At 73.4% G+C, this 19050-nt stretch carries 18 protein-coding genes; 5 read left to right on the forward strand and 13 right to left on the reverse strand.

Translation table 11 applies throughout. The features are described 5' to 3' along the window. Window positions 1–362: 362 nt before the first annotated feature. A complete protein-coding gene (gene gdhA / locus ACT3TZ_RS05930) occupies window positions 363–1706 on the forward strand; it encodes an NADP-specific glutamate dehydrogenase (RefSeq protein WP_444582476.1) in 1344 nt (447 codons plus the stop codon). A gap of 70 nt (window positions 1707–1776) precedes the next feature. Here gdhA and ACT3TZ_RS05935 read toward each other — a convergent pair whose 3' ends face one another. From ACT3TZ_RS05935 to ACT3TZ_RS05955, 5 genes are all read right to left on the reverse strand, one after another. Further along, on the reverse strand, window positions 1777–3324 hold the full coding sequence (locus ACT3TZ_RS05935) for a M81 family metallopeptidase (RefSeq protein ID WP_444582477.1): 1548 nt from the start codon (window positions 3322–3324) through the stop codon (window positions 1777–1779). Beyond that, window positions 3311–4207: an ATP-grasp domain-containing protein gene (locus tag ACT3TZ_RS05940; RefSeq protein ID WP_444582478.1), complete on the reverse strand. Its 897-nt coding sequence runs from the start codon at window positions 4205–4207 to the stop codon at window positions 3311–3313. Before ACT3TZ_RS05940 ends, ACT3TZ_RS05935 begins: the two co-directional genes overlap by 14 nt. Before the next feature lie 98 nt (window positions 4208–4305). Further along, complete coding sequence (locus tag ACT3TZ_RS05945) at window positions 4306–4734, reverse strand: bleomycin resistance protein (RefSeq protein ID WP_444582479.1); 429 nt, start codon at window positions 4732–4734, stop codon at window positions 4306–4308. Continuing rightward, window positions 4731–5342 carry an RBBP9/YdeN family alpha/beta hydrolase gene (locus ACT3TZ_RS05950; RefSeq protein WP_444582480.1) on the reverse strand — a complete coding sequence of 204 codons (612 nt, stop codon included), beginning with the start codon at window positions 5340–5342 and terminating at the stop codon, window positions 4731–4733. Before ACT3TZ_RS05950 ends, ACT3TZ_RS05945 begins: the two co-directional genes overlap by 4 nt. A 184-nt stretch (window positions 5343–5526) precedes the next feature. Continuing rightward, window positions 5527–6597, reverse strand: coding sequence for a phosphotransferase (locus tag ACT3TZ_RS05955; protein WP_444582481.1), 1071 nt, complete (start codon window positions 6595–6597; stop codon window positions 5527–5529). A 142-nt stretch (window positions 6598–6739) separates the two neighbouring features. On the opposite strand from ACT3TZ_RS05955, the gene ACT3TZ_RS05960 reads away from it, so the two are divergent. Next, window positions 6740–7654 (forward strand): sulfite exporter TauE/SafE family protein, encoded by a 915-nt coding sequence (locus ACT3TZ_RS05960; protein ID WP_444582482.1) that lies wholly within the window; start codon window positions 6740–6742, stop codon window positions 7652–7654. Window positions 7655–7808: 154 nt separating this feature from the next. Further along, complete coding sequence (locus ACT3TZ_RS05965; protein WP_444582483.1) at window positions 7809–9209, forward strand: hypothetical protein; 1401 nt, start codon at window positions 7809–7811, stop codon at window positions 9207–9209. A 133-nt stretch (window positions 9210–9342) separates the two neighbouring features. Here the strand turns inward: ACT3TZ_RS05965 and ACT3TZ_RS05970 are convergent, their stop codons facing one another. After that, window positions 9343–9789 carry a pyrimidine dimer DNA glycosylase/endonuclease V gene (locus ACT3TZ_RS05970; RefSeq protein ID WP_444582484.1) on the reverse strand — a complete coding sequence of 149 codons (447 nt, stop codon included), beginning with the start codon at window positions 9787–9789 and terminating at the stop codon, window positions 9343–9345. Between the two features lie 185 nt (window positions 9790–9974). Further along, window positions 9975–10910 carry a phosphotransferase gene (locus tag ACT3TZ_RS05975; RefSeq protein WP_444582485.1) on the reverse strand — a complete coding sequence of 312 codons (936 nt, stop codon included), beginning with the start codon at window positions 10908–10910 and terminating at the stop codon, window positions 9975–9977. Window positions 10911–11100: 190 nt separating this feature from the next. On the opposite strand from ACT3TZ_RS05975, the gene ACT3TZ_RS05980 reads away from it, so the two are divergent. Then, on the forward strand, window positions 11101–11391 hold the full coding sequence (locus ACT3TZ_RS05980; RefSeq protein WP_444582486.1) for a 2TM domain-containing protein: 291 nt from the start codon (window positions 11101–11103) through the stop codon (window positions 11389–11391). A gap of 479 nt (window positions 11392–11870) precedes the next feature. Here the strand turns inward: ACT3TZ_RS05980 and ACT3TZ_RS05985 are convergent, their stop codons facing one another. From ACT3TZ_RS05985 to ACT3TZ_RS06005, 5 genes are all read right to left on the reverse strand, one after another. Beyond that, window positions 11871–12293 carry a YccF domain-containing protein gene (locus ACT3TZ_RS05985; RefSeq protein ID WP_444582487.1) on the reverse strand — a complete coding sequence of 141 codons (423 nt, stop codon included), beginning with the start codon at window positions 12291–12293 and terminating at the stop codon, window positions 11871–11873. 133 nt (window positions 12294–12426) lie between these two features. Beyond that, window positions 12427–12903 carry a hypothetical protein gene (locus tag ACT3TZ_RS05990; protein WP_444582488.1) on the reverse strand — a complete coding sequence of 159 codons (477 nt, stop codon included), beginning with the start codon at window positions 12901–12903 and terminating at the stop codon, window positions 12427–12429. Window positions 12904–13084: 181 nt separating this feature from the next. Beyond that, on the reverse strand, window positions 13085–13456 hold the full coding sequence (locus ACT3TZ_RS05995; RefSeq protein WP_444582489.1) for a hypothetical protein: 372 nt from the start codon (window positions 13454–13456) through the stop codon (window positions 13085–13087). 8 nt (window positions 13457–13464) lie between these two features. Next, entirely contained in the window at window positions 13465–14106 is a 642-nt protein-coding gene (locus tag ACT3TZ_RS06000; protein WP_444582490.1) for a cysteine hydrolase family protein, read from the reverse strand. Between the two features lie 70 nt (window positions 14107–14176). After that, window positions 14177–15679, reverse strand: a complete 1503-nt coding sequence (locus ACT3TZ_RS06005; RefSeq protein WP_444582491.1) for a purine-cytosine permease family protein — start codon at window positions 15677–15679, stop codon at window positions 14177–14179. Window positions 15680–16262: 583 nt separating this feature from the next. On the opposite strand from ACT3TZ_RS06005, the gene ACT3TZ_RS06010 reads away from it, so the two are divergent. Continuing rightward, complete coding sequence (locus tag ACT3TZ_RS06010) at window positions 16263–17324, forward strand: FUSC family protein (protein WP_444582492.1); 1062 nt, start codon at window positions 16263–16265, stop codon at window positions 17322–17324. A 150-nt stretch (window positions 17325–17474) separates the two neighbouring features. Here the strand turns inward: ACT3TZ_RS06010 and ACT3TZ_RS06015 are convergent, their stop codons facing one another. Beyond that, window positions 17475–19022: an amino acid permease gene (locus ACT3TZ_RS06015; RefSeq protein WP_444582493.1), complete on the reverse strand. Its 1548-nt coding sequence runs from the start codon at window positions 19020–19022 to the stop codon at window positions 17475–17477. Window positions 19023–19050 lie beyond the last annotated feature (28 nt).

Below are 19050 nucleotides of genomic sequence, written 5' to 3' on the forward strand. Positions count from 1 at the left end.
CCCCGGGAACAGCCAGGACTCGGCCCGTTGTGACCCCTTCCGACCCGTGCGGCCCGCTCCCTCCGGCGCGGCTCCCCGGACCTCGGCACCCAGCTGGCTGTTCGACCCCATCCGCCCGGCCACCCATCCGCCCGGCCACCCACCCGTCCGGCCACCCACCCGTCCGGCCACCCAGCTGGCGGTTCGACCTCCCACCCGACCACCCACGCGCCCGTCCACCCACGGGACCGCGCGCGCATCCTGAGACGACTGTCCATAGAGTGGCCATACCGCCGCCCCCGCGGCGCGACCACGACCCCCCGCGACGCGCGCCGACGCCGTCGCCACCCGATGCCGGGCACTCCGGTGACGGAAGGACGGACATGATCGATACCGCTCTGCAGTCGACGTTCGACGAGGTGCTGCGCCGCAACCCCGGCGAGCCCGAATTCCACCAGGCCGTGCGCGAGGTCTTCGAGTCCCTCGAGGTGGTGCAGGCCCGTCATCCCGAGTACTCCGACGCCGGGATCATCACCCGCCTGTGCGAGCCGGAGCGACAGATCATCTTCCGTGTGCCGTGGGTCGACGACCACGGCCAGGTGCAGGTCAACCGCGGTTTCCGCGTCGAGTACAACTCGGCGCTGGGTCCCTACAAGGGCGGGCTGCGCTTCCACCGCTCCGTGAACCTGGGGATCGTGAAGTTCCTGGGCTTCGAGCAGATCTTCAAGAACTCCCTGACCGGGCTGCCGATCGGCGGCGGCAAGGGCGGCTCCGACTTCGATCCGCACGGCCGCTCCGACGGCGAGGTCATGCGGTTCTGCCAGTCGTTCATGACCGAGCTGTGGCGCCACATCGGCGAGTACACGGACGTGCCCGCCGGGGACATCGGCGTGGGCGCGCGGGAGATCGGCTTCCTGTTCGGGCAGTACAAGCGGCTGACCAACCGCTACGAGGGCGGCGTCCTGACTGGCAAGGGCCTGGACTGGGGCGGCTCGCTCGTGCGCAAGGAGGCCACAGGCTACGGGGCCGCGATCTTCGCCGACGAGATGCTGCGGGCGCGCGGCACCGGCGTCGAGGGGCGCCGGGTGTCCGTCTCGGGCTCCGGCAACGTCGCGATCTACGCGATCCAGAAGGTGCGCCAGCTCGGCGGGATCCCCGTCACCGCCTCGGATTCCTCGGGCTACGTGGTCGACGAGGACGGGATCGACCTCGAGCTGCTGCAGCAGATCAAGGAGGTCGAGCGCGGGCGCATCGGCGAGTACGAGGAGCGACGCGGAGGTCGGGCGCGCTTCGTGGCCGACGGGTCCGTGTGGGACGTGCCGGTGGGGATCGCCCTGCCCTGCGCGACCCAGAACGAGCTCGACGCCGACGCGGCCCGCACCCTGCTGGGCAACGGCGTCGAGGCGGTCTCCGAGGGCGCCAACATGCCCTCGACCCCGGAAGCGGTGGCGCTGTTCCGCGAGGCGGGGATCGCCTTCGGCCCGGGCAAGGCGGCCAATGCGGGGGGCGTCGCGACATCGGCGCTGGAGATGCAGCAGAACGCCTCGCGGGACACCTGGACCTTCGAGTACACCGAGGAGCGGCTGACCCAGATCATGCGGTCCATCCACACGACGTGCCTCGAGACCGCCGAGGAGTTCGACCGCCCCGGGGACTACGTCCTGGGCGCGAACGTTGCGGGGTTCCGCAAGGTGGCCGACGCGATGATGGCCTTCGGCGTCGTCTGAGGCTGGCGCGGGGCGGGTTCGCTCCGTCCGGGGTCGACCCGGGCAGGGCAGATCCTGCCCGGACCCGTCCTCAGCGGTCCGTCTCCCCGTCCGCCACGTCGCTCGGGGGGATCCGCCGGGCGCGCAGGTCGGGCTCGGCCATGTCGGGGTCGTAGGGGAACATCGGCCGCTGGATGTGCCGATGCCCCAGCCGCAGGAGGTCCTGGTCCACGCCGCCCGGGGTCAGGGCCAGGATCCAGTCGGCGGCCATCGCGTGCAGCTCGGGCTCGAGGTAGCCGATCTTGACGACCACGACGTCCGTCGCCTGCGGATCCAGGCCCAGCGCCGTGAAGTCCGAGGCGAGGTGGTAGGGCTTGCGGCGAGCGGTCACGATGACGTCGATGCTCCCGGTCCGCAGCACCACCTCGGTGCCCGCGTGGACGTCTCCGGTGCGGATCGCGCGGACCTCTCCGGTCAGGGTCACGGGACCTTCGGCTCGGTCGTCGACGGCAGCCCCGACGGTGACGGTCACGTGCGCCTCGATCCCCGCGGCTACGGCGATGTCGATCGCCGCGGGCCCCGGGATCGACGCGTAGATCAGGGTGGGCCCGTCGGCGGCGCGGAACTCGGGTCGGGCGAGCAGGCGGGCGAGCGTCCAGGTGACGTCGCCCGCGCCGCCCGCCGTGGGATTGTCCCCGGACTCCGAGACGAGGAACGGCCGGGCGGGCGAGGCCAGCGCGCGGTCGATCGCCTCGTCGAGGGGCGCGGTCGGGGCGACGAAGGCGAAGTCCTCCCGCGCGTCCCAGAACGCCCTGGCCAGGCATTCGGCACCGGCGGCCACCGCGAGCTCGTCGGCGCCGGTGACGACCACCGCGGCGTGGCAGCGCGGCTCATCGGCCCAGGCGTAGCCCACCCAGATCGAGGCATCGAGCACCCCGGGATCGGCCGTCACGGCGTCGATGCCGGCGTACACCCCGCGGGCGGGTTCGATCCGCGTGGAGGTCTTCTCCCCGGGCAGCAGCACCGGCACGGGGACCCACGCCTTGACCGGCCGTCCGCCCGCGGCGATCCGGTCCACGAGCAGGCGCACGGCGCGCTCGCGGGTCTCGTCGACGTCGATGTGCGGGGCGGTCCGATAGCAGGTCAGCAGGTCACAGGCGTGGACGAGTGCGCGGGAGACGTTGCCGTGCAGGTCCAGCGAGGCGGAGACGAGGGGATCGGGGCCGATCACGGCGCGGATGCGGGACAGGAGCACCGCCTCGGCGTCCACGAGGCCCTCGACGCTCATCGCACCGTGGAGGTCCAGGTGGAGTCCGTCGAGCGGTCCCTCGGCGACCGCGTGGGCGAGCCCCGCGAGGAGCTCGCCGGTCAGCGACGCGAAGGCCTCCGCGGTGACGATCCCACCGGGCAGGGCCTTGCCCACGAGCACGGGCACCCAGCGTGCGGCCCCGCGCGACGGCGTGCCGGGGGCGAGGTACGGGTAGCGGTCCAGCACCTGCGGGCCGCGCACGGGATGGAAGGCCGCCGCCTCGGTGCGGGCCGGGGAGAAGGTGCTCGACTCGATGCCGACCCCGGCGATCGCGATCCGCGGCAGGGGTTCCGGAGCGCTCCGGGGAGGTGCGCCCTCACCGTCGGGCACGCGCGAGCACCGCCTCGGCCACGACGTCGGCCACCTCGGGCGCCAGGTCGAGGTTCAGCGAGGGCTCGATGAGCTCGGCCTCCAGCAGCACGATGCCGTAGGCGGCGGTGTCCACGAGGTCGATCCGCGCGTACAGCGGCACGGGCCGCCCGGTGACCTCGGCGACGGCGCGCAGCGCGGCCGCCGCGAACGACCGCTCGGCGTCCGTGGTGGGCACGATCTCCCGATGCTCCTGGTAGACGCCGCCGATCAGGCCGCCGCCCCGTGCGAGCAGGGCGCCCTTGGCGATCGCGTGCGTGAAGCGCCCGTCGATGAGGTACAGCGCCTTCTCGGCGCCCGCGCTGAGCTCGGGGACCTCGGGCTGCAGCATGACGGTGCCGCCGGCGCCGAGGATCCGCTGCGCGAGCGCCGCGGCGGCCGGATCCGCGGCTGCGAAAAGCCCGGTGCGGTCGCTGCCGGCGCTGACCGCGGGCTTGATGACGACGTGGTCGCCCCCGGCGGCGGCGAGGGAGGCCGCGACCTCCGGCTCGGTGCGCAGGTAGGCGGTGGGCACCACCGGCACGCCCGCGCGCTCGAGGTCCGCGAGGTAGGTCTTGTCGCTGTTCCAGCGGAGGACCGCCGGATCGTTGGCGACCTGCACGCCGGCGCCCTCGAGGCGGTCGATCCACGCGGCGAAGTCCGCGGCATGGACGGTGTAGTCCCACGGGCTGCGGATCAGGACCAGGTCGAAGCGGGTCCAGTCCACCGCGGGATCGTGCCAGTTCACGCTCTCGGCGTGCGCACTGCGGTCCCGCAGCGCGGCGGAGATGCGGGGGGTGTCCCGGTCGGTGTCGAGGTCGGTGTAGACCTCAGGATGGGTGACGACGATGGCGATGCTGGGCATGGTCCTCAGGCTATCGGCGGCGCGGCGTCGGCGCGGGCAGCGACCGTCATGCGGGGACGCGGACGGGCAAGAACCCGGTTGGACGCGGAACCCAGCGGTCACGCGCCCGTCGCCGGGCCCACCCGATGCCCGAGCGACGCCTGGAAGCGCAGCAGGTATCCGTCGGGATCGCACACCAGCACCTGGTGCACACCGGCCTCCTCGCCGGGACCGATCCGGTACCAGCGCTCCTCCGGGCCCTCGAAGGGGACGATGCCGGCGTGCGCGAAGGCGGCCAGCAGCGAGTCGAGCTCGGCGACGGCGATCTGCAGGTTCACCCCCCGCCCCAGCGGCCGCTCCAGCGGTCCCGTGGCCCAGGTGCGGCCCCGTGATTCCTCGTCGAGCATGACCTCGGCACCCTCGCGCACCAGGTAGGCGAAGCCCTCCTCGGGGCGGTCGTAGCGCACCGCGAAGCCGCACACGCCGCACCAGAAGGCCAGGCTGCGGCCCAGATCGGCGACGACCAGCTCGGGGACGAGGGCGGTCATCCCCGGCCGTCCCCGAGCGCCGTGAGCACCTCGGGCAGCTCGAGGATCCCGCCCGATCCGAGGAAGTGCCCCGCGCCCGGCACCACCACGAGGTCGGCACCGAGCGCGCTCGCGAGGTGATCCGAGGCCCACGCGGGCACCGCCGGGTCGTCGTCGGAGCGGATCACGGTGGCCCGGGCGATCCGGCCCGCGACCGCGGCGGGATCCGCGCCGTCCGTGAAGGCGGGGGCGAGGTCCCGGACGAAGGTGTCGAGCTCCGGGTCGCCGCTGACGGGCAGCTGCTCGGTGAACGGGGCGACCGCGACCAGGGCACCGAGGCGACCGCCGCCCGGGTCCGCCGCGGCCAGACGCTGGAGGGCGCGGATCCCGGTGACCCCGCCCAGGCTGTGCGTGATCAGGGCGGTCCTCTCGTCGAGCGGGCCGATCGCGGCCGCGGCCAGGGCGATCCAGGACTCGGCGTCGGGGGCCTGCGGATCCGGGAGCTCCACCCGGTCCAGCACGGGGACCTGCCGGGCCAGCCATGGGAACCAGTGGTTGGCGGTGTGAGCGCCGAAGCCGTGCAGCAGTACGACCCGGGTGAACGGCGGGGCGGCGGGAGTCGTGCTCATGCCCAGATCCTAGAGACGGTGCGGCGGGCCGAGCGCAGCTGGGGACCGGGTGGCCGGGCCCGGGCGGTGCCGCCGGTCGGGCACCCGGCCACGCAGGGAGCTCCGAGCCGCCGCCGCTCGGGTGGCGCCGCCGTTCTGGCACCCAGCCACGTCGCGAACATCGCGCACAGCTCCGCAGGATCCGTCAGGCTCCCAGCCACTCGGCGAGGCTCGACCGCAGCACCGGCAGCGCGGCGCGATGCGCGGGATCGCCCTCGGCGGCACGGCGCGTGACGTGCAGCAGCATCGCGGTGCGCTCGTAGGCGACCCACGCGTCGCGCCGTGCGCGCAGGTCGTCGACGTCCGGGATCGCCGTCGGGTCGTAGCCGCGCGCGGCGTCGACGTAGGTCCGCAGGAGGTCCTCGAGCGCCCCGTCGTCCAGCGGCACGTACCAGGGGCCGCCGTGGACCGGGCCGCCGATGATCGCGAGGTCGCGCGCGCGGTCGTCGGCCTGGGCCCATTCGAAGTCGATGAAGCGGGGGCGGGGTGCGCCCTCGGCGTCGTCCTCCCAGACGACGTTGGTCGCGCAGAGGTCCCCGTGCGCCAGGACGTACGCATCGTTGCGGGCGAAGGCCGGCTCGGCCTGGGCGCAGCGGCCTCGGGCGGCGGCGAGCAGCGGGGCGACGTCCGCGCGGTCCGCGACCTCCGGGTGGTGCTCGTGCCACCAGGCGAAGGCGCCGTCGGCCTCGGCGAGGATCGACATCGGCCCGGGGGCGAGCCCCGCGGTGTCCGGTGCGCCGAGCAGCGGGCCGCGGCCCGGCATCGACGCCGTGTGCAGCCGTGCGAGGGCGCGGGCGTGCGCCCGCAGATGGCGCGGGCTCCAGTCCGTCGGCGCCAGCACGCGGCCCGGCACGAAGGCCGTCACCAGACAGGGGCGGCCGATGGGGCTGCTCGCGGGGTCGTCCCACAGCGCCAGCGGCAGCGGGCCCAACCCCGGCGGCACGTGGCGCAGCGCGGCGATCTCCCGTCCGAGGGGCTGCGCGAGATCCTCGGGGTCGCGCCAGGGCACGCGGACGGTGACGCCGGGATGGCCCGGGGAGCAGATGGCCCAGGCCGCGAAGGACTCGCCGACGCCGATCACCTCGATGCCCGAGTCCTCGGCGGGGCGCGGGCCCGGGGTGTCCGGTCCGCGGGGGACGAGCGTGCCGTCCCGCCAGGCCGCGAGGATCCGCCGACCCACCTCGGGGTCGGCGGCGGCGTCCGTCGCGTCCGTCATCGGGACATCATCTCCCGGGGGCAAGATGGACGTGCTGGCCGGTTCAGCCGGACCTCGCGCCGGAGACCGCATCGTGTCCCACCGCCTCTGGCCCCCCTCTGGTACCACCGCCACTCGTCCCACCACCTGGAGGATTCAGCGCATGGAGATCATCGTCCTGGCCGTGCTCGTGGGCCTCAGCATCGGCGTGGTCGTGGGCGCGCTCGGGGCCGGCGGCGGGATCCTCGCCGTGCCGGTGCTCGTGTACGTGCTGGGGCAGGACCCGCACGAGGCCACCGCGAGCTCGCTCGTGATCGTGGGCCTGACCGCGCTCGCGAGCCTCACCCACCACGCCCGGGTGGGGACCGTGGCCTGGCGCGACGGCCTGCTGTTCGGGCTCGGGTCGGTGCTCGCGGCGCTGATCGGCGCGCGGGCCTCGGCCCTCGTGCCCTCCCACCTGCTGATGATCCTGTTCGCCGTGCTGCTGCTGGGGGTGTCGGCGGTGATGCTGCGCAGCGCGATCCGGGGTCGGGCGGCGGAGAGGGCCGACGAACGCGCGGGCGCCCGGACGCAGGACGACGGAGGTGATGGTGCCAGGTTCGGAAATGCCCGTGATGGCCTCGATGCCGATCCTCGGGACGGCGCGGTCGACGCCGACGCCGTCGAGATCAGGGGCTCCGGGAGTCCGGCGGAACCTGCGACGCTGCGACCCTCGACCGCCCGGCTTCTCCTCGCGGCCACCGCGACGGGCCTGCTCACGGGCTTCTTCGGGGTGGGCGGCGGGTTCATCGTCGTGCCGATGCTGGTGCTGGTCCTGGGGCTGTCGATGCGCCGGGCCGCCGGGACGTCCCTGCTGGTCATGATCATCGCGACCGCCGCGAGCCTCGCGGGCCGCGCGGGGACCGGCGTGCACGTCGACTGGCCCGTGACGCTGCTGTTCGCGGCGGGGTCGATGGCCGGCGGGGCCCTGGGCGGGCCGCTGTCCGCGCGCGTGCGTCCCTCGACCCTGGTCCTCGCCTTCGCCGTGCTGCTGGGTGTGGTGGGGCTGTTCACGGGCGTGCGGGAGGTCGTGGGCTGAGGCGGGGGGGGCGGCTCGGTCCCGTCCGTTGGGGTCCGGCGCGGATCCATCCGCAGGGTCCCTGCGCGGACCTGTCCGCCGGGTCCTGGCACCCACGGGACCGCCCCGCGGCCCAGTTTGAGAATCATTCGCAAATACTGCTACGGTTCGCCTCATGATTGATATGGGAACCATTCGCAACAAGGGCCTCGCGCTCGCGGGCATCGGGGTGCTCGCGCTCGCCGGATGCAGCGGGGGAGGGGAGAGCGCCGAGGAGGCCTCGAGCTCCGCCGCCGCGGAGTCCGATCGCACGGAGGTCGGCGGGCTCACCCCGCGCATCGTCCTCGCGCACGACAAGGGCGTCACGACCATCGACTCCGAGGACGGAGAGGTGCTCGATACGACCGAGGTCAAGGGCTATGCGCGGCTCAACGCCGCGGGCGATGGCCGCCACGTCATGGTCAGCACCTCCCAGGGCTTCCAGGCCTACGACACGGGCCTCATCGCCCAGGCGCACGGCGACCACTACCACTACTACGAGCAGAGCCCCGCGCTCACCGACATCACGGTCAAGGCCCCCGAGCCGGGCCACGTCGTTCCCCACGACGGCCACACCGCCCTGTTCTCCGACGGCACCGGGGAGATCACGATCTTCGAGACCGACGCGCTGGCCGATGGAGAGCTCGGCACCCCCACCGAGGTCAAGGCCGACGCACCCCACCACGGCGTGGCCGTCCCCCTGCAGGACGACGCCGTGCTGCTGACCCAGGGCGCCGAGGACGAGCGCCACACGGTGCAGGTCCAGGACGCCTCCGGGAAGGTCACCGCCGAGACCACGGACTGCCCCGGCGTCCACGGCGAGGCGGGGGCCCAGCCGACCGCCTCCGGCGGCGACGTCGTGAGCCTGGGCTGCGAGAACGGTCCCGTCGTCTACCGCGACGGCGCCTTCCACAAGGTCTCCGTGCCCGAGGCCTACCAGCGCTCCGGCAACCAGAAGGGCAGCCCTGTCTCGCCCATCGTCCTGACCGACTACAAGGTCGAGGAGGAGCCCGCCGGCGGCACCGAGCACCCCACCCGCATCGGCCTGCTCGACACCACGAACGACACCATGCGCACCGTGGACCTCGGCTCGCCCTACTGGTTCCGCTCCCTGGACCGCGGCGAGAACGGCGAGGCCCTGGTCATCACCGGGGACGGCGAGCTGAACATCCTCGACCCGGTCAGCGGCGCGGTCACCCACGAGGTGCCCGTGGTCCAGCCCTGGACCGAGCCCGAGGAGTGGCAGGAGCCCGGCCCGATGATGGCCGTGGCCGACGGCACCGCCTTCGTCGTCGACCCCGAGGCCAAGAAGCTCGTGCTCGTCGACATCGCCAGCGGCGAGAAGTACCGCGAGCTCGACCTCGACGTGGTGCCCCACGAGATCCAGGTGACCTCGGGCGATGCCTCCGGCAGCGTCAAGGTCGGCGGGGGCGAGGCGTCCGATGCAGGCGGCGCGCACGCGGACCACGAGGGCGAGGGCCATGAGGACCACGACCACGAGGGTCACGACCACGGCAGCAGCGACGGCGGGCACTGAGCGCGCCGCTGACCGGGAGCACGGGGTTCGGCAGGGTGTGCAGCGGTCGACCACTCGGCCCCGGACGGCCACCCGACCTCGATCGTGAGGAGGAGCACCCCATCGCCATCATGGCGGTGGGGCGCTCCTGTGCTCAGCGGACCTCCCACTCCTCGACGTCGCCCGGGACCGGGGAGAACAGCGGGTGGTGCCGGATCGAGGCGGGTCCGCCCTCGGCGGGCAGACGCTCCAGCCACGCGGGCGAACGCTCCGTCACCTTCGCCCGCAGGTGCGCGAGCTCGTAGGCGAGCTGCCCGTCGGTCACGGGGATGGGCGTGAGCGAGAGCGGGTCCATCGGGCGCATGATCCTCGTCGGATCGAAGCGGTACCCGCGCGCCGTCGCCTCCCGCTGCAGCGCCACCAGGAAGGCGCCGATCGCGGCCTCGGGACGGTCGTGCGCGCGGAAGCGCACCAGCTGAGGGTGCCGGGTGTAGCCCTTCGTCCCGCCCGCGAGCACCTTCTGCGCCAGGAGCGCCTCGCGCCACGACGCCACCAGGGCGGCGCGGTCCAGCAGGGACGGGTGCAGGCTCCACAGTCGCATGGGGGCCATCCTCGCAGGTGGGGCGTGGTGCGTCGGGCGTGGGGCGGGCGACGGTGCCGTGCCGACCGTCGTCCCGAGTGCTCCGGGAGCCGGGCCCGTGCCGATGCGGGCCACGGATCGGGTCGTGAGCCCACCCGATCCGTGGCCCGCAATCGGGTGGGCTCACCACCCATCGGCCAGGTTCCTCAGGCGCCCTGGTCCTCCCAGCGCCGGCGCACCAGCGGGAGCAGCAGATCGCGGCGGCGCACGCGATGCGCCTGCAGGCCCGCCACCTCCGTGTCCTCGAACCGGGCCGCGTCGACGAAGAAGCCGAGGATCCCCACGAGCGCGTCGGTGCCGACGCTCCGCGCGATGGCGTGGCGGTCCAGGACACGGTCCAGCCGGGCGCTGAGGCCGAGGTCGCCCGTGGGGTCCTCGATCGAGGCGAGGAGCTGGACCGGGTCGGCGAGGTGGCTGCCGCGTCCGGCCCAGGCCCAGTCGACGACGGTGACCGTGCCGTCCTCGGCCACCAGCAGGTTCGAGGCGCGCAGGTCGCAGTGGCACAGCAGATCGCCGTCCAGAGCGGGGATGCCGCGCACCGCCGACTCGGCGAGCGCGGGAAGGCGCGCCGCGATCCACGGGTCCAGGTCCGCCGGGGGATCTGCGGCCACCCGCTCGAGGCCTCGCAGGTCGTGGCCCAGCACCTCCGGCACCGACGGCAGGTGGGCGACGGATGCCGTCGTCGCGGCCCCCTGCACCAGGTCGAGCGCCCTGAAGGTCGCATCGAGGTGCTCGGGACGCCAGGGCTGCTCGGGCATCCGGCCCGGGGCCACGGTGGTCACGAGGGTGAACCAGTCGCCGTCCTCGAACACGTCGAGCAGGTCGGGAACAGGCGCGGCGTGCGGGATCGACGCCAGCACATCCGCTTCCCGGTGGTTCATGTCCCACGCCCCGGGATTGTCCTGACGGCGCACGGCCTTGACGAAGACCTCGCGGTCCGCGGGGCCCGTGAGGACGTCCGCGGTGCTCGTGGAGAACCCTCCCTCGCACGACCGCACCGAGCGGGGCCCGCCGCCGAGGGTCATCTCGACGCGGGCGCGGACGGCGGGTGGGAGGTCGGACCAGGTGCGGCGATGGGGCATGCGTGCGAGCCTGCCATGCGGTGCGCGGGGGGTCGACGGGATTGATGCGGAGGTCGACCGCCGTCGCGGAGCGCGGGACGCGAGGTCATGACGTGTGCTGGGTGAGGACGTGACACACGTCAGGGGGCGCTGCGCCCCGCGCGGCCTAGCGTCGAGGACATCAGATGCTCACCACGACGAGGAGACCGAGATGTCCGAGAAGCTGACCCCGTCCACCGCCGCCGACGACCCCGACCTCCGCCGACAGGCCGTGCAGCGGCTCAATGCGCGCCGCGCCTTCGTCGCCAGCGCGGCGATGTGGATCGTGATCAACGCGTTCCTCGTCGTCATCTGGTCGCGCAGCGGCGGCTTCTTCTGGCCGATCTTCCCGCTCCTCTTCTGGGGGCTCGCGATCTTCTGGCAGGGCATGGCCGCCTTCGGGCCCCGCACCACCGAGGACCAGATCCAGCGCGAGATGCGGCGGGCGAGCCGGGGTCGCTGACGGCACCGGGCCGCCGGGCGCGGTGGGGGGCCGGCGCGGCGGAGGCGGTGTCGGATACGGGGCGGTGGCGTGGGGCGGACGCAACCACCTGAGGGGGTTGGGGCGGGGCGGCTGCACCAGCTTGGGGGGTCGGGACGGGGCGGCTGCACCAGCTTGGCCGGGCGGGGTGGCTGCAACAACCTGACTCAGGGAGCCCGAGACCCTCGAATTCGGAGGGCTCGGGCGCTGGGAGTCAGGTTGTTGCATGGCGGGCATCGGCACCCAGCCCGGGGCGAGTCGCTGGTCGACCGGGGGGGGCGGTCGGCGGGCACGTGCCAAGGGGCGGGTGGCCCCCGCGCATGGGGTGGGCGACATGGATGGCGATGGCCGCTGCGGTGCGGAGTCCGGCCTCGCGGGTCCAGGGTCCCACCGCCGTGTCGGCCCGGCCGGGCGCTCCGCCGACGGGGCTCGTCATCGCCCCGCCGCGGTCCGGCATCCGGTCAGGGCCGGGCGGTCGGGAACATCCGGGCGCGGGCGTCGCTGCTGGAGACGACCTCCTTGCCGAACGGGAAGCAGGTCACGGGGATCAGCTTGAGGTTCGCCCAGGCGAGCGGGATGCCGATGATCGTGAGGGCCTGGGCCACGGCGGTCGCCACGTGACCCAGCGCCAGCCACCAGCCCGCCACCACGAACCAGATCACGTTGCCGACCGTCCCGACCCCGGTGGCCCGTCCCCGGTCGACGACCTCGCGCCCGAAGGGCCAGAGCACGAACCCGGCGATCCGGAACGAGGCGACGCCGAAGGGGATGGTCACGATGAAGATGCAGGCGATGATCCCGGCCAGCACGTAGCCGAGGAACAGCACCCACCCTGCGGTGAGCAGCCAGATGATGTTGAGGATCAGCGAGATGATGGTGCGCATGTCCTCAGCCTAAGCACCGCCGCTGGGCCCGGCATCGACCGGCGGTGGGAGTTCCTGGGACACGAGGTGCGACCTGTGGGGGATCGTCAGCGGACAGCGCCCGAGCGCTCGCCGCGCGTGCGCGACGTCGGCGTCAGCGCACGGTCACGGTGATCTCGAGGGGCTCGACCGGCCCGTCGGGCCCCTGGTCGCAACCCTCGGCCATGGCCGTGCGGTAGCAGTAGACGACCCGCACGGTGGTGGTTCCCGGCGTACGTCCGGTGATCGCGACGGCGGCCTCGGTCGGACGGCCGACCTCGGCCGGCTCGGTCGCATCGTCCTTCTCGACACCCGCGACCTTCTCGGCCAGCACGACCTCCGCGTCCGCGACGGACTCGTCCGAACGCGCGACGACCCCCCACGCGTCCCCGATGCCTGGCGAGACATCACCGATCCCCACCTGCTCGGTGTCGCCGACGGCGAGCTCGACCTCCGTGGTCCCCGGCGCGAGCGTCGTGGAGGGGCCCTCGGTCGGGGTCGGGTCGCTCCCGGGATCGCAGGCGGCCGCCCCCAGGGCGAGCGCGAGCGCCGACGGCACGGTGACGAGGGTGCGGGCGATCGATCGACGCATGGGGACCTCCTGGGTATCGCCGGGTCTCGGCCAGCGATACCCGGATGACGGCCCGGCCCGACGCCGCGGGAGCTGACCTCGACATTCCAGCAGGGCCGGGCGCCGGGGGCGATGGGGACGACTCCCCATGGCCCCCGCCAGGGACGCGATGCAGGGGCGATGCGCGCGGCGGGGTGCCGGGTCAGCGCACCGTCACGGTGATCAGGACGGGATCCACGGGATCGAGGCCGTACGCCTGGCCCTGGTCGCACCCTTCCTCGATCGCGGACCGGTAGCAGAACAGGATCCGTACCGTGGCCGTCCCGGGTGCGAGTGCTTGGACGGCGACCGCGGTGGCGACCGGGCCGCCCACCAGGGGGCGACGGCCGGCCTCCGGTGCGTCCTGACCCGTGACCGCGGCACCGTGGACCACCTGCGCCGTCGCGACGTCGGGAGGGTCGACGGAGACGACTCCCCAGGCCTCTCCCACCCCGGGACGGACGGCGGTCAGCGCGACCTGGACCTCCTCGCCGACCGCCAGCGTCAGCGCGTCGGTGCCGAGCGGCAGGGGCATCTCGGACATCATGCGTCCGAGCGGTCCGAGCGGTCCGAGCGGTCCGAGCGGTCCGAGCGGTCGGCCACGCCCTCGAGCACGGCACCGCTCTCGACCAGCTCCACCTGCGGCCCGAACAGCCCCATGACGTGCAGGGCCGCCGCCCCGTTGTCCGGCGTCGACGCCGCGCAGGCATCGGTCACCACCCGCACCGACACCCCGGCATCGGCGGCGGCGAGCGCCGTCGCGATGACGCAGCAGTCCGTCGAGACGCCGGCGAGCACCAGCCGTGGGTGCGGGCCGACGACGGTCGCGAGCTGGGGGCCCCACTTGCCGAACGTCGGCTCGTCGAGCGTCGGGTGCGCCGTCAGCGCCGCGGCCCCGTGGACCAGGGCATACAGGGGGTCGTCGGCAGGGACGTCGGCGAAGGGCCAGGCGCGGAAGTAGCCGCCCCAGGCGCCGTCCCGGTCGGCCGTCGGCAACCAGCGGGTCACGATCGTGCGCTCGGGTCCGAGGCGGGCGGAGAGGCGCTCGATGACCGCGAAGGCCTCGGGGAACGTCGGCGCCGCCCACTCCGAGGAGGGGTCTGCGAAGATCCGCTGGGGGTCGATGACGACGAGCCAGGAGCGGTCGTCGGACGTACCGCCGGGAGATGCCGGGACGACCGTCATCGTGGTGCCGTCGGCTTCGAACGAGGATGCAGGGGCGCGTTCCCTCCCCGCGCCATCGGCCCAGGTCCCGTCACGCCCCACGACGCACCAGCCCCTCCTCCTGACGGCGGATCCTCGCGCGACGCCCGATCAGCGTCCCGACGAACGACAGCACCAGCGCGACGAGCACCCCGAGGTTCGCGTACGCCCAGGTGCCCTCGCGGCCGCCCACGAGGAACAGCAGGTAGCCCTGCCAGTTGTTCCACGCGGCGACGTCCGCGAAGTTGTTGATGACCAGGCCCCAGCCGAGCACGGTCGCCACGAGCATCGTCCCCACGGACAGCCAGTCCACCGAGCCGTACCGGCCACGGGCGTCGAACAGCGCCGCCTCGTCGTAGTCGGTGCGGCGGCTGAGGATGTCGGCGATGAGGATGCCGGCCCATGCGGCCATCGGCACGCCCAGCGTGATGAGGAAGCTCTGGAATGGGCCCACGAAGTCCTGCGCGAAGAACGCCACCCAGATGGTGCCGATCGTGAGGATCACGCCGTCGACCGCGGCGGCCGCGGGGCGGGGGATCCGGATCCCGAGGCTCAGGAGCGTCAGGCCCGAGGAGTAGATGCCCAGGACCGCGCCGGAGACCAGGGTCAGCACGGCGACGATCCAGAACGGGATGAGCGCCCAGATCGGCAGGATGGAGATGAGGGCGCCGATCGGGTCGCCGCTGATCGCCTCGGACAGCGACTGGTCCGAGCCCGCCAGCAGCAGTCCGAAGATCACGAGGATCACCGGCGCCGAGGATCCGCCGATCACGTTCCACGCGACGATGGAGCCGTCGGACGTCGAGCGCTTCTGGTAGCGCGACCAGTCGGCGGCGATGTTGATCCAGCCCAAACCGAAGCCCGTCATCACCATGACCAGCGCGCCGATCATGTTCTCGGCCGGACCCGAGGGCGCGGCGAGGACGGTGGAGAGGTCGATGTGGGGGATCGTCAGGATCATGAACAGCACGGTCATGGCACCGGTGACCCAGGTCAGGATCGATTGCAGGCGCATGATCGTGTGGTAGCCGAGCACCGCGGCGCCGACGATCAGCGCCGCGATGAGGATCGCCGAGAGCACCGTGACGACGCCCCCGCCGTCGACGCCCAGGGCGCGGAACACGGTGGCCGTCGCGAGGACCGCCGTGATCGCGAGCGACGTCTCCCAGCCGATCGAGGTAAGCCACGAGACGACGCCCGGCAGCTTCTGCCCCTGGACGCCGAAGGCCGCGCGCGAGAGGACCATCGTGGGGGCGCTGCCGCGCTTGCCGGCGATCGCGACCAGCCCGCACAGCGCGAAGCTGATGATGATCCCGAGCACCGCCACGATCGTGGCCTGCCAGAACGAGATGCCGAAGCCCAGCAGGTAGCTGCCGTAGCTCATGCCGAACACGGAGACGTTGGCGGCGAACCACGGCCAGAACAGGTCCCGGGGGCGCGCGGTGCGCTCGGACTCGGCGATCACCTCGATCCCGGTCGTCTCGACGAGGCCCGGACGGGCGGGTTCAGAGGCGCCCGGAACGGCGAAGGGCGCAGGCGGGGGAGCGGACGACACGGTCGCCTCCGAGGGTGAGGGTCAGGCGGGGATCGGGTGGGGCACAGTGTCCCACGGGGACGCACAGGTCGACGTGTCGTGGGCTCGCGGTGGACATAGGAACGGCGCCTGTGCCCGCGCGATGTGGACGCGGTTCCGGCAGGTGCCGTCCGCAGGGCCGGCGTCGTGCACCGGACAGGCACCGGGCCGGGTCGGGCGCAGGGCCGGGGTCGTGCACCGCCCCGGAGCCGGGCCATACCTGGCCGGCGCCGTGCACCGGATCGGACCTCGCCGAGCAGGCACCGCGCAACAATCTGACTCCAGCGGACCGTGACCCCCGAAATCGGAGGGCTCGGGCGCGTGGAGTCAGGTTGTTGCGCGGTCCTCGCGGTGCACGGGCCCCGTGCGCGCACGGCCCGCGCGCGGACGGCATGCGCGGTGTCCGCGCCACGCGGCGCGCGGCACGTCCGGCCCACGGCACGCGGGGACGCACGCCCGACCCTGCGCCACCGCCACCTGCGCCGTCCCCGCCACGGGCTTCGGGGGTGTCCGCCGCGCCCCTCCCCGACGTGCGCGATCCCTCCGGACCTGGTACTCCGGACTCGTGCGTCCCCCCCTTCCCGTCGGCACCGCCCGGCACTGGTCCCGTCGACTGCTGCGCGTGGCCCCCGCGCGCGCCGACCACATCCCGGCGGCGCGGATCGCCGTGGGCGTGGCCGGACCCCTGTTCGTGCTGCTCGCGACGGACCACCTGTCCTGGGCGCTGTTCGCGTCCTTCGGCGCGTTCACCAGCATCTACTCGCGGTACGAGCCCACGCGGCTGCGCCTGCGGCGGCAGGTGCTGATGGGCTCGGTCCTCACGGCGTGCGTCGTCGCAGGGTCCCTCGTCGCGCACCTCGGCGCGGCCAGCGGCGCGGCGCTGACCGTGGCCCTGCACCTGCTCGTGCCGCCGCTGGTCGCGGGCGGGGTGGCGCTGCTCGTGCGGTGGCGGGGCATCCGGCCCGGCGGAGCGCTGTTCGCCGTGTTCGCCGTCGGTGCCGTCGCGACGGCCGGTGCGAGTGCCCCGGTGTGGGTGGCGCTGCTGGTCGCGGCGGGGTCGGCCGCGTGGTGCGTGCTGCTGGGCGTGCTGTGGCACTGGCTGGGCGAGGCCCACCCGGACGCCGATGCGAGTGGACTCCCGGTCGACCTCCCGCGCCGTGACGGCGCCGCGGAGTTCTTCCGCTACGCGCTCGCGTGCTTCCTCGGGGGCTGCGCCGGAATGCTGTCGGGGATGTCGTCCCCGTACTGGGCGCAGATCGCCGCGGTCGTGCCGCTGTCGGCCCCGCGGCGCGGTGACCAGATCGAACGCGGCCTGCACCGGGTGATCGGCACGGGGCTCGGGGTGGTCCTCGCGGCCCTGCTGCTCGGGCTCTCCGCACCGGCGTGGCTCGTGATCGTGTTCGTCGTCGTCCTGCAGTTCCTCACCGAGCTGTACGTGCTGCGCAACTACTCGCTGTCGCTGTTGTTCATCACGCCGATGGCCCTGCTCATGGTGCACCTGGCCCACCCGCAGCCGGTCGCGGCGATGCTCGAGGCCCGGGTGGTCGAGACCGTGCTGGGCGTGACCATGGGGCTCGCCGTGGTGGTGGTGCCGGTGCTGTGGCGGCGGTGGCGCGCGGCGCGGTGAGGCCTCGCGGAGCCACCCAGGCCGTCCCGGGGACGCGGTCGCCCGGCAGCCCGGACACCCAGACACCCGGCCTCCCGTCACCCGGCCAGCCCGGCCAACAGGCCGCCCCGGTCACCCGACCGCCCGTCACCCGGCCACTCCGGCCACCCGTCACCCCTTGGCCGCACCCGCCGTCGCGTCGTCCTCCGCGGAGGGCTCGGCGCTCTCGACCAGGTCGTCGAGGTCCACGACGTCCAGGGCGCCCGAGAGCGCGTACTCCTCCTCGGGGCTGAGCACGAGCCGATGGCGACCCCACAGGGCGAAGACCGCGAGCATGATCGCGTAGACCACGATGATCGCGATGATCGCCGGCAGGAACGTGGGGTTCAGCAGGAAACCGATGAAGATCAGCACGGACACGGCGGCGGCGGCGATCGCCCCGAAGCGTCCCCACGGGGAGCGGTAGGGCCGCTTGGCGTTGGGGTACTTCTTGCGCAGCACCAGGAACGAGATCATCTGCAGGAGGTAGGCGACGACCGCGCCCCACACCGCGATGTTCAGGACGATGGCACCGGCGACGCCGTCGGCGCCCCCTGCCACCTGGACGATGCACAGGGCCACGAAGCCGATGACGGCCCCGGCGATGAGCGCGATCCACGGGGTGCGGCGGCGCCCGGTCAGGGACAGGAAGCGGGGGTAGTACCCGGCCCGGGACAGCGAGTACATGTTGCGGCCGTAGGCGAACATGATCCCCTGCAGCGAGGCGAGCAGGCCGATCAGGGCGAACAGCGCCAGGACCGCGGCGACGCCGTCCCCGACGATGAGGCGGAAGCCGTCCAGCAGGGGCTCCCCGGAGGTCGCCATGTCCTCGGCGCCGGTGACCCCGGTGTTGAGGAACAGCACGAGCAGGCCGGTGAGGATCAGGGTGAAGCGGGCCCAGAGGGCGGCGCGCGGGATGTCGCGCACCGGATCGTGCGCCTCCTCGGCCGCGAGCGGCAGCTCCTCGATGCCCAGGAAGAACCACATGGCGAAGGGCAGCGCGAAGAGGATCGGCAGCACGCTGTGGGGCAGGAAGGTGCTCGAGGACGCGCTGCCGTCGGCCGGGATGTTCCACAGCGCGTCCCACGAGAACGCGCCGCTGACCAGCGCCATGACGCCGAAGACCACGAGGATCAGGATCGAGATGATCGAGACCACGATCGCGAAGCGGAAGGAGATCGCGGCACCGGCGGAGTTGAGCCCCACGAAGGCGGCGTACAGGATGATCCACCACACGGGTGCCGGCAGCGAGAAGTTCAGCAGCTCGGAGGTGACCGCGTCGGCGTACTGACCCGAGAAGTAGACGATCACGGCGGTGGTGGCCACGTACTCGATGGTCTCGGCGAGCCCCGTGACGAAGCCGCCCAGCGGGCCGAGCGCGGCCCGGCCGAAGGAGTACGCGCCGCCGGTGTGGGGCATCGCCGCGGCCATCTCGCCGATCGAGAAGATGAGGCCGTAGTACATGACGATGAGGATCGCGAAGGCGATCAGCATGCCGCCGAACCCCGCGAAGTCGATGCCGAAGTTCCAGCCGGAGAAGTCCCCGGAGATGACGGCGCCGACGGCCAGGCCCCACAGCCCGATCACCCCGGCCGAGCGCTTGAGCTGCCGCTTGGCGAAGTACGAGGCGTCCTCGCTCCGGTAGGTGACGCCGGAGACCCGGCGGGGTTCGTCGGACATGGGGAGCCTCCAGGGAGCGCGGGGAGCT

Source organism: Brachybacterium sp. AOP25-B2-12, assembly GCF_052378625.1.
Lineage (GTDB): Bacteria > Actinomycetota > Actinomycetes > Actinomycetales > Dermabacteraceae > Brachybacterium.